This is a genomic window from Streptomyces sp. NBRC 110035, assembly GCF_000829695.1.
GTDB lineage: Bacteria > Actinomycetota > Actinomycetes > Streptomycetales > Streptomycetaceae > Streptomyces.
In genome coordinates, this window is record NZ_BBNN01000050.1 from 1 (window position 1) to 14730 (window position 14730).

A 14730-nucleotide genomic window follows, 5' to 3' on the forward strand; every position below is an offset into this window, starting at 1 on the left:
CGCCGAACTCACCGGCGACGTCCTCGATGGTTGGCCGAAGGGCATGCGGCTGATCGTCCGCAAGGAACGGCCGCATCCCGGGGCACAGTTGAGGATCACCGACGCCGACGGCATGCGGCTGACGTGTTTCGCCACCAACACGACCGGCCTGCCGATCGCCGAGCTCGAGCTCCGTCACCGGCTGCGGGCCCGCGCGGAGGACCGCATCCGAGCCGCCCGGGCCACCGGACTGCGCAACCTGCCCCTGCACCGCACCGCCCAGAACGAGGTCTGGCTGGAGATCGTGCAGATCGCTCTCGACCTGCTGGCCTGGATGCCCATGCTCGCGCTGACCGGCACCGCCCGCCTCTGGGAGCCCCGCCGCCTGCGGCTCCGCTTGTTCTCCACGGCCGGACAGCTCGTGACCACCGGCCGCCGGCGAATCCTCCGCCTGGCCGGGCACTGGCCCTGGACCGGCGTGATCACCGATGCCCTCGAACGGCTCGCACTCCTACCGAACCCCGGCTGACCAGCAGATCCACCCGTCCCTACGACAGCCCCTCACCGCCCGGAGCAGTGGAACCCGGCGCCCACCCGAGACGACACTCGGGCCACCACCCTGCCCATCCACAGCTCACGGCACGAAAACGGGCCACCGACTCCGTCGGCGGCCCGTCACGAAAGATCGAGGCTAATAGATCTTGATGGTCCAGAGAGGGATGCCCAGGTGGAACGCAAGTCTCCGTACGTCGCTGGAGTTCGACGGCTTCTGCTTCCGGTTCGCACGTCCCGAGGACGTGCGCGAGCTGGTGACCAGTCCCTCGCCGGTGAGCCGGAACCAGGTGACCGCCCAAGGAGGTGGACCAAGAATGGCCTACTCCGTCGCTGCTCTCACGCCCCGCCTGCAGTCCCGTTACCCTCTGCGGCGCAGCGGCCACTACAGCCGGGAGCTCGCCGACCGTGTGGACGAGTGGTTCCTGTATTGGGGTCTGCTCCACGACGAAAGGCAGCGAACCGTCTTCCGGCGCACCGACCATACTTATCTGGCCGCCGTGTGCTGGCCGTCCTGCGACTCGGACACCCTGTACGACCTCGCCCGCCTTGCAGCCGCTCTGATGGCCCGTGACCATGAGATCGACACCGCTCCGCCCGAACAAGCCATACCCATGGCGCACACATTCCGCAGCGAGGTGAGCGCCCGGTACGACCTCGGCGGCGTCACCGGTGTCGACCCCCGGCTTCAGCGAACTCTGGCGCACCTTGTCCACCCGCTGCTCCGAGCTGGCCGCCTACTTCAGCACTCGCCGCGTCACCGTCGCACAACGGGTCGACCACCTGCTCGCCGAGGCGAGCCTGGGTATCGAGCTGTACTCATCCAGGACATCCTCTCGGCACCCCGCGAACTGGCCGGCGGCGTAAGCGAGAACATCGTCGCCGTCCTGTCCGCTGCCCTGCGGTGCCCCGCACCCCGTGCTCTCAAAGAGGCGACGGCCCTATACGAGGACCTGACGGACACCTACGAGCAGGCGTTCGCCCTACTTGTTCCACCGAGTGGCCATAACCCTGGAGTGCGGGCCTTCGCTTCCGCCTTGAACGACTTCAGTACCGGGCTCATCGAGTGGACAAGCCACTCCGTCCGCTACACGCAGGCGGAGACGAGCAACTGGAACCAGGCGGACGAGATCGTCGCGCGAGGTCTGTGACGTCTTGGCATCCCCGACATTCGGCGGATACGTAGGGACCTCCCCCGACCGTCCGGTGTGCCTTCACACACCGCTAATCCATCAGGCGGGGGAGGCGCGCTCGGCGGGCCACTCCCGATTGTGCACGTGCACAAGACGACCCGTAGTTCAGACCGGCCGCTGGGAATCAGCACCGCTCACCGAAGCTACAGGCCACGACGAAGTCTCAGCACGAGCGTCACCTGAGCGTCGATCGTTTCGAATACAGCGTCGGGAGCAGGACACGGCGGCACACCGTCCGTTCCTGCAACCGCAGGTCAGAGGCCCGAAGGGGATGGTTCCCCGCCCAATGTGTTGTGCGGAGGGAAACAGGTCGAGCGCCACCGACCACATCTGGAAAACCCAAGAAAGTCGCAGGTCAGAGCCCCTTTGCAGCAGCCTCCAAAATCGCCACGCACTCCACATGCGACGTCATCGGAAAGATGTCGGTCTGAACAAGCAGCGTAAACCTCCCGGCCAGAGCCCCCCTTCGGCTCCTTTCCCCGTGCACGGACAGCCATAGCGTCAAACGAGCGTCACCGACAGGCGGTCCGCCTGCTCAGCGCGCCCCAGGCCACGGCGACCACCGAGGGCTCGGTCTGCGGGCACATAACTTCGGCGCCCGCAGTGCGAACGCATCGCGCGGGAGGAGCCGCGCGGGATGGACCGGCGCACCCCGGACGCCGGAGTGCGTCTCGAGTCTCCGGGAGCGTGCTCCAAGTAGTCAGTGACCGCCCCGGTGGCCTTCGTGAGCAGCCGCATGACGGTGGCTGTCGTGCACGTAGTCCATGTGGTCATCGTGGGGCACCGTCACGTGCCCGCAGCCCTCGCCCTGCACGTGGGCGTGATCGGCGTGCTGACGGTGCACGCCGACCGCGCAGTCATCCGTGTGACCGTCGTGCGGGCACGTCACGGTGATCCGCGTCGACAACCGCACCGGTCCCGGCCGGAGCCGGCGGTCCGCCGCGGTCACCCGCCTCCGTCGGTCCCGGCGGCGTGCGGCGGCACGGTGGTGTGGGTCCCGTCCGGGGCGACCATCACCGCGTGCCCCACGCTGTGCAGCATGGGCAGGTCGGAGGGATGGTCCCCGTAGGCCCAGCAGTCGGCCGGGTCGATGTCGGGGTGGCGGGCGAGGAGCTGGCGCACCAGGGTGCGCTTGCCCGCGCCGATGGCCGGGGGGCCGATCAGTTCGCCGGTGAGCAGCGGCCCGCAGCGTTCGAGTCTCGCGCCGAGGGCGTACCGCGCCCCGACCGCCTCGGCGATGACGGCCAGCAGCGGCGGGAAGGTGCCGGAGACCAGGGCGACGGACGCGCCCTCGGCCCGGTGCCGGCGCAGCGCGGCCAGTGTGGTGGGGAGATAGAAGCCGTCGGCCCGGCTGTGCTCCCGGTACCACCGGCGGGCCGCGGCCTCGGCCTCGGCGGCCGGGCAGCCCCGGAAGGCCCGGTGGAAACGGCGGTTGGCCTCCGCGCGGGGCAGACCGGCCAGTGCACCGAGCAGTTCGCCGGCCCGGCGCGCTCCGTCCGCGCCATGCATCCGCGCGAAGTGGTCGCGGAGGAAGTCCGGGCCGCTCTTGCGGCCGATCAGCGTCTCGTCCACGTCGAAGAACACCAGCCGGCGGGGGCCCTCGGGGCGTGCCCGCGCGGCGGGCCGGGAGGGTGCGGGACGGGGAGGCGTCGTCGCGGGTCGCGGGGACCGGTTGCGCCCGCTGCGGATGTCAGTGGACACCGGCGCCCACCTCCGCCGGCGCGGAGTGCGCCACGAACCGGGGCGCGGCCGTCGGCCCGGCCGCCTGCTCGGGACGGCCTTCGAAGTCGGCGAACACCGAGTCGGCGTACAGGGCCGCCGCGGTCTCCCGGCGCACGGCCTGGTGCGCGGCCAGTACGTGGACGTCGCGCCAGGTGCGCTCCAGCGGCCCGGGGCCGCCGCATGCGTGGGTTCCGGCCGCGCGGAACAGCCGCTCGACGGCGGTGACCAGGTGCTGTGCGGCGGCCGCCGCGACCCGGCGGTTGCGGGCCACGTCCCGCTCTGCGCGGGTGCCCGAATCGGCCCGCAGCGCCGCGTCCCCGAGCAGCAGTTCGGCGGCCTCGATGTCGTCGGCCGACTGCGCCAGCGTCAGCTGGAGCGTGGCGCGCTCCGAGGGCCGGCCGGCTCCCCTGCGCGCGGCCCACGCGGTCCACTCCCGTAGGGCGTGGCGGGCCGCCCCGAGGGCGGGCGCGCACAGCAGCAGTCCCGTCCCCAGGTGCGCCGGGGCCGTGTGGCAGCAGGACCGTCCGGGCCCGGAAGAGCCCGCCAGCACGTCCGACAGCGAGCAGGTGCGGTGGTCGGGGACCATCACCGGGCCGTCGAGGACCGCGGTGTGGCTGCCGGTGCCGCGCATTCCGGTGCTGCGCCACGTCTCCCGTACGTGGATCTCGGCGGCGTGGACGGCGAAGAGCCGGCACCGGGCACCGGGTAACCGCGGTTCGTCCGGTTCCGGGGCCGCCAGCAGCAGCCAGTCTGCGTCCGCGATCCCGCTGACGCACTCCCAGGCGCCACTGAGCAGCCAGCCTCCGGAGCAGCGGGCGGCCGAGCCGGAGGGCCGCAGTCCGGCGGCGATCCGCACATCGGGCGATCGGCCCCACAGGTCGAACTGCCCTTCGAGGGGCAGGTGGGCGGCGTATCTGCCGTGGGTCGCCCACAGGGCGGCGCACCACGCGGCGGACGCGCACCCCTCGCCGACGGCCGCCACCTCGGCGAGGAGGTCGCTGAAGGTTCCCTCGGTACCGTGCCAGACCCCGGGCACGAAGTGACGGGCAAAGCCGGCGCGGGTCAGCAGCGCGACGGTCTCCGCGGACAGCCGGCCGGTGGCGTCCACCGCCGACGCGTGTGCAGCGGCGGAGGCCACGGCGCCCGCCAGCTGTACGCGCGCCCGCGGCGCGCCACCCTGTGCCCCCTGGCCTGTGCAGATTTGGCGCTGGTTCACCTATCGCTCTCCTTTACTCCGTGACTAGAATTCGTTCGGGAACGAATTTTTATTGGCCGGCCCTTCACCACCGGGCCGGGGTGAAGGAGGTGATCAGCGTGGTCAAGCAGGCGCGTGCCCTTCGGACGCACGATCGCGTCCTCGACGCCGCTGCGCACGAGTTCGCACGCTACGGCTACGTGAACGCGAACCTGCAGCGCATCGCCGACCGGATCGGGTTGACCAAGGGCGCCCTGTACGGGCACTTCTCCAGCAAGGAGAAGCTGGCCGCCGCGCTGACGGAACATCTGTCCCGGAGCGTGCGGACGCTGCTGGACGGGGCCAGGACCTCACCCGAGCCGGCCACGAGCCGGCTGGAGGCCCTGGTGCTCGGGCTCGGCCAGCTCTTCGAGACCGACCACAGGGCGCAGGCGGCCCTGCGGCTGGAGGTGGAGGCGGCTCGGGCGGCCGGCATGGTGGCTCCTCTCCTGAGCGACACCCATGGCATCGCGCTCGAACTCGTGGGCGAGGTGCAGCGGGGACGGCACGGTGACGAGGCCCCGCCGGCCGACGCCCTGGCCGATATCATCATCGCGGCCTTCTGCACCGCGCTGTGGACCGGCGCCTGCGCGGGCCCGGACCGGCCCGGGCCCAGCGTCGCCGCGATGTGGGGCGTGCTGACGCGCGTCATGGGGACACGCGCACCCGCCTGAGCTCCGCCGACCGTGCGGCCCCGGGCCGGTGGGTCGCCGCTACCAGGAGGCAGGGACGGCCGCCGCCGGGCGGGTGCCCACGCAGGCCCAGACGGTCCGTGCGCGGGCCAGTACGGTGTCACCCTGGACCGCCGAGACGGACAGCTGAAACGTTTCCTGCGGACGGGCGCCCGACGCGCACTCCTCGACCACCAGCCGGGTGGGCCGGTCGAACTCGCCGAAGGCCAGGCACTGCACCGCGGTCCGGGCCAGCGCGAAGGAGAGGTCGGCGAACGGGCCGTCGCACGCGTCGTGCACCTTGAGGTGGCCGAGCTGGCGGAAGCCTTCCAGCATCACCATCATCGGGATGTGGTCGGTGGGGTGGTCGAAGAGCACCGCGTGGTGGCGGTCCACGCGCAACCGCCACTCGTCGGGCCTCGCGGACTCTTCCAGCACGCAGTCCCGCCAGCGCAGCCGCCCCACCCGGTGCGGGGGCGTTCGCGGCGCCCCGGAAGCGGCCGTCCGCGCCGGTACGGTGGCCGACGCGTCCGCGGCACCGCCGCCGAGCCGGCGCAGCAGGCGGTAGCGCCGTTCGTCCACCATCAGCATGCTGATGGTGCCCCGGCCGCACGCACGGCCGCCGACGACGAGCCGGAAGTCCATCCGGGCCCCGCTCCTGCCCCGCGCGTCGTCGCCGTCCCAGGTCCACTCACCCACCAGGAACACCGAGAGCGGTACGCCCTCGACCCGCAGGGTGACGGGATCGGTGATCTCGAAGTCGATGTCACGGCCGACGAAGCGCCGGCCGAGCGGCACACCGCAGTGCCGGTGGGCGACGTAGACCATCCCCTGACGCAGGGTCTCCGCGAACAGCAGGGGATCGCTCAGACCGTTCTCGTCCGGGTGGTAGAGCGCGTGGTCGCGCGGCCACTGGGCGGCGACGACGAACTCGCGGTCACCGACACGGGCGCCGTCGGTGACGAACACCTCCGCGACGGAGCTGCGGTGCACCAGCTCACGCGTCACGGGACGTGCAAAGCTCAACGAATCACAGGCGTGGGCCATTGCTGACGCCTGAGGGATGCTGGGATGATCGGGCATGACTGACATCTGGGATTCGCCTCCCCCGTACTGGAGAACCAGGACCATGCGAACGAACAGACGTGCGGCGCCCTTCGGCACGCAATTAATATACCTTTGGGAAGGTATTTTGCAAGCCTCAGGCGGAGCACGGCGGATGCTCGGTCATCCCTGCTGGTCAGAGGGGCGAAACCCGCGAAGCGTCCGCACACGCCCCGGCCCAGTCCCCCCACGAACCAGCCACCGAAAGCAGCACCCGGCACGGCACGAATGGACGTCATGAACGAACACAGCGACGCGGCACAGACCTCGCACATCTCCGGCGGCACCTCGGTCGACGACACCTCGCACCTCAAGCAGGAGCGCGCCATCCGCACCCGGCGCACCATCCTCGACGCGGCCGCGGAGGTCTTCGCCCGGCACGGCTACCCGAACGTCACCATCAAGGACATCGCCGACCGCGCGGAGATGACCAAGGGCGCGGTGTACTTCCACTTCTCCAACAAGGAGGCCCTCGCGGTCGCCGTGACGGAGGAGTTCTACCGCAGGCTCAACGAAATCGTCTCACCCGCGCTCGATGGCGACCACTCCTCGCCCTCGACGGTGGTGGACGTGCTGCTGCGCACCGCGGGCGGGTTCCGCGACGACGTCTACGTCAAGGCGGGGGCACGCCTGCAGATCGAACGTCCCTACATCAAGGCGGAGATGCCGGTCCCGTACGTCGGTTTCACGTCACTGATCGTCGAACTCCTCCAGGAGTGCCGGGCCGCGGGCCGGCTGCCGGACAGCGCGGTGCCCGAGGCCCTGGCCAGGGTCCTGGTCTCCGCCCTGTTCGGCGCCCAGCACATCTCCTGGGTGCAGAACGACCGGGCCGACATCGTAGAGCGGGTCGAGGAGATCCTCGACGCCTTCGCCCTGCTGTCGGTGCCGGTGCGGTAGGACCGTGGGCCGGGAAGGTGTGGCCCGAACCGGTGAACCGCTCCGGTCGCCACAACGTCACGCCGTCCGGCGGCGGGCCGGACGGTTCAGTCCAGGAAGGCGGCCTCTATCCAGCGACGCAGGGCGCCCGGACGCATGCGGTGCAGCCGGTCCACGCTGTCGGACACCTCGTGCGGACCGCCGACCGACAGGAACTTCTCCCGCACCAGGTCCGCGTGCCGGACGCGGGTCTCCGGGCCGGCCGCACCGACCGGAATCAGCCGGGTCCGCGACACCGTACGGCCGTCGGTCAGCCGGACGGTGACCCGGGCACCGGTGGCCTTCGCGGCGCGGGAGAAGTCCCGGTCGTCGGCGCTCAGCGGGCCCAGCAGGTCGACCAGCTCGTCCCCGCCGAAGCCGCGCAGCCACGGCACGGCACGCTCCCCCGCCTCCCGTACCGCCTCGCCGAACGGAGCGTCGGACAGGAACAGTTCGCGCGTCATCTCGGTGTCGTGCTCCAGGCGCACCCGCCGGGCCAGCGCCCAGCGGGCCGGGTCGTCCAGGTGCGGGGAGGAGAAGTCGTCCACGGTGAACTCGCCGGTGAGCAGGGTGGTCGCGACGGGGTAGGGCACGTCGAGGACCAGGGCGCCGAGCGGGGATCCCGGACCGTTGACGTAGCGGGCTGCGCGCTCACCGGCGAAGAGGGTGTACAGGGACGCCTCGACGACCACCTCGGCCACGTCCTCGGGCCGCAGGCCGCCCAGTTCCCGGTGGATCTCGGCGGCGCAGTCCACAGCCGCGTCGATGCCCGGCCCGCCTGGGTGCATTTTGAAGGAAAGCGTGTCGGTGTGCCAGCGCCGGCCCAGTCCCTTGGCCACCGCCTGCGGCAGCGGCACGGTGGCGAACCGGGCGAGGAAGCCGTCCTCGTGCTCGACGATGTCGGGAGCGCCGCGCAGCCCCGCGTACGCCGCGTCGCAGGCGTCCATGGCGGTGCGCACCGGGGTGAAGGTGTTGAACAGACGGGCGTCGCTGGCCAGGAAGGCGCGCATCAGGGGCCAGTTGGGCATGGCGAAGGCCAGTCCGAAGGCGTTCTCGAAGAGCGCGGCCGGGGCCCGGTCGCAGTGCAGCCGGCCGGCCACCGCGCCCGCCAGGTGCGTGTGCACGGCGCTCTGGCCGCGCAGCGGGCCGAGGGTGGCCGAGGCGGTGATGCGGGCAGCGCACTCGTTGGCCGCGACGACGGCGGTCAGCAGGGAGAGCCCGTCGAGCCGGCGGGTGTAGGCGAAGGCGAGCGGTACCGCGACGGTGGAGTTCGACAGGTGTCCGGCGTAGGCGGTGTCGTCGAGGTTGAGCCAGGACCCGAGGGCGGCGAAGACGCCCGCGGCGGTGCGCGGGTCGCGCTGCATCGGGTGGCCGAAGGCCGCCACCAGCCGCCGTCCCAGCGGGTGCTGGAGCCCGGCCCTGATGGATGCGGCCTGCGAGAGCACCTGACCGGCGGCGAGCTTCAGCACCCGGCACGGGATGTGCTCGGGGCGCAGCGTCGCCGCCCACTGGGACAGTTCACGCAGCGGGGTGTCGGTGGGTCGGCGAGGGCGCCTGGGCGCCGTGCTCCCCCAGTCGTCGCACAGCGCCCTGGCCACGCTCTCACCGAGTACTGCCGTCATGGCGCGAGGCACCTCTCTCGCCGTACGCCGGCCGGGGCGGCCGTGGTCGGCGGCTGGTCACTCCGGGCGGGTGGGAGCGGCGGCGGGAGCACCGGCCGACGGTGCTCCCGCCGCCGCGGGGAGGGGCTCAGGCGGCCGGCACCTTGTCCAGGAAGCCGTAGACGGCCTTGACGCGGCCCGCCTCGTCGGCGACCAGGACGTCGAAACCGATCGCGATGGGCTCGGCGCCGGGCTCGGTGACCAGGCCCCACTGGAACCGGGCCTGGTTGTGGTGGGCGTCGACCGTGCCGTGCAGTTCGAAGGTCAGGCCCTTGAACTGCTCGCGGGCGCCCGCCACCACCGCGCCGAAGCCCTCGTGGCCCTCGACGGCGGCGAGCGGGTCGATGTACGGGGCGTCGGCGGTGAACAGCTCGGCGATGGCCGCCGCGCGCTTGTCGGCGTCCGCCTCGTTCCAGATGGCCAGGTAGCGGTCGACGGTGGTGGTCAGGTCGCTCATGTGTGTTCTCCTCGTTTCCGTTGGTGCGGCTGACCCGACGTGCCGTCGCCAGGCGTGCGGTACGACGGGGGTTCTGGATGTCTCAGGGGGTCTCGGGGCGGTCCGGGGCCGGAGCCCACACGGGGAGGGCGCCGGGGAGGACCTCGAAGGTGGCCGTGGAGCCGATGCCGTGCTGGTACTCGCCGTCGTGCTCCAGCGGTAGCCGGCGGCCGTCGGTGCGCTCCACGGTGATGGTCCGGCCGCGCGCGTACCACGTGGCGGGGTGGCCGATGTGGGCGGCGGTCAGAGTCAGCCGCGGCACGTCGGCCGCGGCGATCCCATCGCCGATGACGCAGACGTCGAGCAGGCCGTCGTCGAGCAGCGAGTCGGGCAGGACGTTGAACCGGCCGCCGCGGTAGGGGCCGCCGCCGACGTTCGCGAGGACGGTCGGGCCCTCGTGCACGACCCGCCCGTCGACGGTGACCCGGCCCGGGTACGGCGCGTAGCCCGCGGCGGTGTCGGCGAAGGCGCGAGCGTACCGCTCGCGGCCGGTCAGCGGCAGGTCGCGGGCGGTGATCAGCGCGTCGGCGATCACACCGGAGCAGGCACCCAGGTAGACGTACTGACGGGTCTCGGCGAGACGGGCCAGGTCCAGGCGGCGAGGGCGGGCGCTGCCGCCGATGCCGGAGTCGGTGAGGATCGCCTTGAGGGACTCCGTCCAGGGGCGGTCGCCCCACAGCATCTTGTAGCCGGAGTTGCCGGTGCCGCCGGGCACCACCGCGAGCGTGGTGCGCCCGGAGGCGGGCACCAGGCCCTGGACGGCCTCCCGGACGGTGCCGTCGCCGCCGATGACGACGACCAGGTCGGGGGCGCCGGTGTGCCGTTCGAGGGCCCTCCGCACCGCCACGGTGGCGTCACCCGGTCCGGCGGTCGGGTACACCTCGGTGCGTTCCAGGTACGAGTCGCACAACTGGCGCACCTGTTCCACCAGTTCCGGGCTGTGGCTGCCGGAGGCCGGGTTGGCCAGGACCAGTGCCCGGGTCGGGACCGGGGCTGCTGCATCTGCCATGCGGGCGTACTCCTTCGTCGGACGGTGCCGGCGGGTCCGGGGCCGGGGCCGCGCCTGCGGCTCCGGCCCCACGGCGTCGACTCTGCCGCCGACCGCTGTCACGGCGCTGACGTGCGGCTGACGCCGACGAAGCGCACGGGCACGGGGGAGGCAGGACGGGGACACGCCGGGCACTGGAACACGGGGCCGAGGGCACACCCGGCCCGCCGCGGACACCCGCGGTACGCCGGGCCGGGCGCCGCGGGCGCCCCCGGCGCGGCTCCCGGAGCCGCGCCCGGAGCCGCTCCCCAGCGCCCCGGTCCGTGGGCGTGTGAGACACGTGTGCGACGTGGCTCGGGAGTGGGAGCGAGGGAGGGCAGGGCGCGGGCCGGGCGGCGGCCACACGGGAGGCGCCGCCCTCGCGGTCACTGCTCGGCGAAGGTCAGCAGGTCCGCGTTCAGACGGTCGGCGTGGGTGGCGAACAGGCCGTGGGCGGCGCCCTCGTAGGTCAGCAGGGTGCTGCCGGGCACGAGCTCCGCGGTGCGGGGACCGCACAGCGGATACGGCGCCCCGAGGTCGGCGGTGCCGTGGACGACCAGGGTGGGCACCCGGACGGCCGCCGTCTCCGCTCGCTGGTCGGTGGTGAACAGCGTGCGGTAGATCTCCGTGGCGGCCCGCGGCGAGGTGTCCATGGCCAGGTCCGTCAGCCACTCGGCCAGTCGGGGCGAGAGCGGCGTGCTCGCCGGATCCGCCTCGGGGCCGGCGAAGAACGGCCGGGTCAGTGATCTCAGCCAGGCGGCCCGGTCGGTCCGGATGGCCGTCTCTATCTCCTCGAACAGCGCCATCTCCAGGCCGTCCGGGTTGTCCGGGGCGCGCATCAGGAACGGCGTGGTCGAGGCGACCAGCGCCAGCTTCCCCACCCGCGCGGCGCCGTACCGGGACAGGTAGCGCACGGCCTCGCCGCCGCCCGCCGCGTAGCCGACCAGCAGGACGCCCCGCAGGTCGAGGTGGTCGAGCAGGTCGGCGAGGTCCGAAGCGAGGGTGTCGTAGTCGTAACCGCTCCAGGGGACGTCCGAGCGCCCCGTGCCGCGCCGGTCGTAGGTGACGCAGCGCAGCCCCTGACCGGCCAGGAACGGCGCCTGGAACTCCCACATCCGCGAGTCCGCCATGGCGGCGCTGAGCAGCACCACGGGACGTCCTTCGCCCCAGTCGGTGCAGTGGAGCCGGGTCCCGTCCCGAGTGGTGACGTACGGCATGACGCCTGCCTTCCTTGGTGGTGGGGGCCCTCAGCTCCGTGCGGTGCGGCCCGGCGCCGCCAAAACCAGGGCGGAGGCCAGGAGTCCCAGGACGATGAGCGGGACGAGCGTGACGGCGAACGCGTGCGGGTAGGCGCCCGCCGAGCCGCCGGCGTCGGCCAGGGCGGGGAAGAAGACCGCGCCGGCGATCGCCACGCCGACGGCCGCGCCGCCCTCCTGGGCGGTGTTCAGCAGTCCGGACGCGGAGGCCGCGTGCTCGGGCACGGCCGCGCCCAGCACCAGGTTGGTCAGCGGGCCGGTCGTCAGGCCCATGCCGAGTCCGGCGACGAGGAGGGCGGGCAGCAGCCACAGCACGTGTCCCGTCGTGTCGAGGCGGTCGGCGGTCAGGGCGACCGCCGCGTAGCCGATCGCGAGGGTCAGCGGGCCGACGGCCACCCTGCGGGCGGTGACCGAGGCGGCCTTGCGCGACGACACCACCGAGGCGCCGAAGTAGCCCGCGCCCAGGGCCAGGAAGACGGACCCGGACTCCAGGGGCGACAGGCCCCGGCCCAGTTGCAGGTAGAGGGCCAGCACGAAGAAGAAGGAGCCCATCGCGAGGAAGTAGACCACCGTCGCGGTCAGCCCCACCGAGAACAGCCGGCCCTTGAACAGGGCGGGTTCGATCAGCGGGCCCCGGTCGGCCGCCGCCCGCCGGCGCAGGTGCCAGACGGTCACCGCCAGCAGGACGGCCGCACCGGCCAGCGACTCCCACACCCACAGCGGCCAGCCGCTCTCCTGGCCCTCCAGCAGCGCGAAGACGACGATGCCCAGGGACGCCGTGACCAGCAGGGCGCCCACGAGGTCCAGCCGGGTGCCGCCCTCGCCGCGCGACTCGGGGATCGTGCGGCCGACGAAGGCCAGGGAGACCAGGCACAGCGGGACGTTGATCAGGAAGATGGTCCGCCAGCTCAGTCCCGCGATGTCGACCGTGATCAGGGCACCGCCGATGAACTGGCCGAAGACGCCGGCGAGTCCGATGACCAGGCCGTAGGCGTTGAAGGCGCGGTCGCGGGCGGCGCCGGTGTACACCGTGCCGATGATGCCGAGCACCTGCGGCACCATCAGCGCGGCGGCGGCGCCCTGGGCGATGCGGGCGACGACCAGGACGGTCGCCGTGGGTGCCAGGCTGCACGCGGCCGAAGCCAGCATGAACAGCACCATGCCGAGCGTGAACATCCGCCGGCGGCCGAAGAGGTCGCCGAGCCTGCCGCAGGTGATCAGTCCCGCGGTGAAGGCAACGCCGTAGCCCACGACGAACATCTGGGCCTGGGCGGCGCTGGCGCCCAGGTCGGCCTTGATGGCGGGGACGGCCACGTTGGCGATGAAGAAGTCCAGCACCGTGATGAAGGTGCCCACGAGCACCACCAGGAGGGCACCGGCCGAGGGGGCGGCGGCCGGTGCGCCGGGGCGCGTCGGCGCACGCCCCTCGACGACGGCTTCCGTGCTTGTCTCAGAAGTCATGACGACTCCGTTTCTCGATCATTTCGGGTGGGTGGTGCCGGTACTGTGGCCGGTCACCAGGTCACGGGAAGGTGTGTCACCCCGTGGAAGACGGTGCCGCGGCGGAAGACCGTGCGCGGGTCGGCCGCCAGCCGCAGGTTCGGGAAGCGCCGCAGCAGGGAGCGCAGCGACAGCTCCATCTCCAGCCGCGCCAGCGGGGCCCCCTGGCAGTAGTGCGGGCCGAAACCCCACTGCAGGTGACCGCTGGTGTCGCGGTGCGGGTCGATCCGGTGCGGGCAGGCGAAGACCGACTCGTCGTGGTTGCCGGCGGGCACGGAGATGACGACGGCGTCCCCCTTGGAGACGGCCACACCGCCGAGTTCGAGGTCCTCCACCGCCAGCCGGACCATCGCGTCCTGCGAGATCGACCAGTAGCGCATCGACTCCTCGATGAAGTTCGGTATGAGCGCGCCGTCGTCGGCGGCCACCCGCGCCCGCAGGTCGTCGTCGCGCAGCAGCGCCAGGATGTTCAGGGCGATCTGGTTGGTGGTGGTCTCGTGTCCGGCCACCAGGACCAGCCGGGCGATGCCGACCAGCTCGTCCAGGGTGATGGCGCCCTTCGCGTGGTGGTTGACGACGAGGCGGCTGATCAGGTCGTCGCCAGGGCTCTCCAGCTTGCGCAGCGCCAGTTTCGCCAGGTACTCGGACATCTCCTCGTAGGCGGCCAGGGAGACCGCCGGGTCCTCCTGGGAGATGGTGACGCGGGTCTTCTCGATGAAGAACGCGGAGTCCTGCTCCGGAACGCCCAGCAGCCGCGCGATGACGAGGGTCGGCAGCGCGCGGGAGAACACCGCGTGCAGGTCGGCCGGCCGGGGCAGTGCCTCCAGTTCGTCCAGCAGCTCGTCCACCAGCCGCTGGACCGGTTCGCGCAGCCGCTTCACCCGGCGCGCGGTGAACTCGGTCTGGATCATGGAGCGGAGCCGGGCGTGCTCGGGGTCGTCCAGGCGCAGGAAGGAACTCGGGTTACCACCGGGCGGGACCTGGATGCGCACCGGTGCGCCGGGCAGCCGTTCGTCGGCGCTGAGGCGGGGATCGCCCAGCGCCTGCCGTACGTCGGCGTACCGGGTCACCAGCCAGGCCAGGCGGGACTCGGCGGCTCCCGCCGGGAGGCGCACCACGCAGGGGGGCGCGTTGCGCAGTTCCGCCAGAATGGGCGACGGCTCTCCGTCCTCGGTGCGGGCGAAGGGCCAGTCCAGGACATCGGTGTGGTCCGCGAGCGACATGTTGGCCTCCTGGGGTGAGGGGGCAGGCAGGTGGATCCCGGGCACCGGCTCTCTTCCGTGGTCGGACTCGGACGCGCTGACGCCGTCGGGGCGGAGGGGACATGGGTGATGTCCCGTCCAGAGCCGCCGACGGTCGTGCGCCACTGTCGCGCAGTCCGCTGACACGGCGCTGACACGGGTGCCGGTCGGGCTGTGGA

The 14730-nt window shown here is 72.4% G+C and carries 13 protein-coding genes; 4 read left to right on the forward strand and 9 right to left on the reverse strand.

Going from position 1 to position 14730, the window contains the following annotated elements; translation table 11 throughout:
* Together TU30_RS29735 and TU30_RS29740 are read left to right on the forward strand one after the other, a co-directional pair.
* Positions 1–508 (forward strand): IS1380 family transposase (locus TU30_RS29735; protein WP_042175990.1); only part of this gene is annotated, 508 nt, incomplete at its 5' end.
* A gap of 190 nt (positions 509–698) precedes the next feature.
* On the forward strand, positions 699–1682 hold the full coding sequence (locus TU30_RS29740) for a hypothetical protein (protein WP_158719392.1): 984 nt from the start codon (positions 699–701) through the stop codon (positions 1680–1682).
* Positions 1683–2669: 987 nt separating this feature from the next.
* On the opposite strand, the gene TU30_RS29750 is transcribed toward TU30_RS29740, so the two are convergent.
* Positions 2670–3425 carry an HAD family phosphatase gene (locus TU30_RS29750; RefSeq protein WP_234308029.1) on the reverse strand — a complete coding sequence of 252 codons (756 nt, stop codon included), beginning with the start codon at positions 3423–3425 and terminating at the stop codon, positions 2670–2672.
* On the reverse strand, positions 3415–4662 hold the full coding sequence (locus tag TU30_RS29755) for an acyl-CoA dehydrogenase family protein (RefSeq protein ID WP_234308030.1): 1248 nt from the start codon (positions 4660–4662) through the stop codon (positions 3415–3417). The genes TU30_RS29750 and TU30_RS29755 overlap by 11 nt, the downstream gene beginning before the upstream one ends.
* A gap of 98 nt (positions 4663–4760) precedes the next feature.
* Here TU30_RS29755 and TU30_RS33125 point away from each other — a divergent pair, with 98 nt between their 5' ends.
* Complete coding sequence (locus TU30_RS33125) at positions 4761–5354, forward strand: TetR/AcrR family transcriptional regulator (protein ID WP_234308031.1); 594 nt, start codon at positions 4761–4763, stop codon at positions 5352–5354.
* Between the two features lie 39 nt (positions 5355–5393).
* On the opposite strand, the gene TU30_RS29765 is transcribed toward TU30_RS33125, so the two are convergent.
* Entirely contained in the window at positions 5394–6359 is a 966-nt protein-coding gene (locus TU30_RS29765) for a ScbA/BarX family gamma-butyrolactone biosynthesis protein (protein WP_052479966.1), read from the reverse strand.
* Positions 6360–6692: 333 nt separating this feature from the next.
* Here TU30_RS29765 and TU30_RS29770 point away from each other — a divergent pair, with 333 nt between their 5' ends.
* The gene (locus tag TU30_RS29770) at positions 6693–7352 is read left to right on the forward strand and encodes a ScbR family autoregulator-binding transcription factor (RefSeq protein WP_234308032.1); all 660 of its coding nucleotides are present in this window, start codon (positions 6693–6695) and stop codon (positions 7350–7352) included.
* An 86-nt stretch (positions 7353–7438) separates the two neighbouring features.
* Here TU30_RS29770 and TU30_RS29775 read toward each other — a convergent pair whose 3' ends face one another.
* The 6 genes from TU30_RS29775 to TU30_RS29800 all read right to left on the reverse strand — a co-directional run bounded on the left by TU30_RS29775 (position 7439) and on the right by TU30_RS29800 (position 14533).
* Positions 7439–8992 (reverse strand): MmgE/PrpD family protein, encoded by a 1554-nt coding sequence (locus TU30_RS29775; protein WP_199816918.1) that lies wholly within the window; start codon positions 8990–8992, stop codon positions 7439–7441.
* Between the two features lie 127 nt (positions 8993–9119).
* Complete coding sequence (locus TU30_RS29780; RefSeq protein WP_042175996.1) at positions 9120–9488, reverse strand: nuclear transport factor 2 family protein; 369 nt, start codon at positions 9486–9488, stop codon at positions 9120–9122.
* An 82-nt stretch (positions 9489–9570) separates the two neighbouring features.
* Positions 9571–10536 (reverse strand): diacylglycerol kinase family protein, encoded by a 966-nt coding sequence (locus TU30_RS38090; RefSeq protein ID WP_042175998.1) that lies wholly within the window; start codon positions 10534–10536, stop codon positions 9571–9573.
* A 404-nt stretch (positions 10537–10940) separates the two neighbouring features.
* The gene (locus TU30_RS29790; RefSeq protein ID WP_042176001.1) at positions 10941–11771 is read right to left on the reverse strand and encodes an alpha/beta fold hydrolase; all 831 of its coding nucleotides are present in this window, start codon (positions 11769–11771) and stop codon (positions 10941–10943) included.
* A 30-nt stretch (positions 11772–11801) separates the two neighbouring features.
* Positions 11802–13271, reverse strand: coding sequence for an MFS transporter (locus tag TU30_RS29795; protein ID WP_042176003.1), 1470 nt, complete (start codon positions 13269–13271; stop codon positions 11802–11804).
* 53 nt (positions 13272–13324) lie between these two features.
* The gene (locus tag TU30_RS29800) at positions 13325–14533 is read right to left on the reverse strand and encodes a cytochrome P450 (protein WP_042176005.1); all 1209 of its coding nucleotides are present in this window, start codon (positions 14531–14533) and stop codon (positions 13325–13327) included.
* Between the last annotated feature and the right edge of the window lie 197 nt (positions 14534–14730).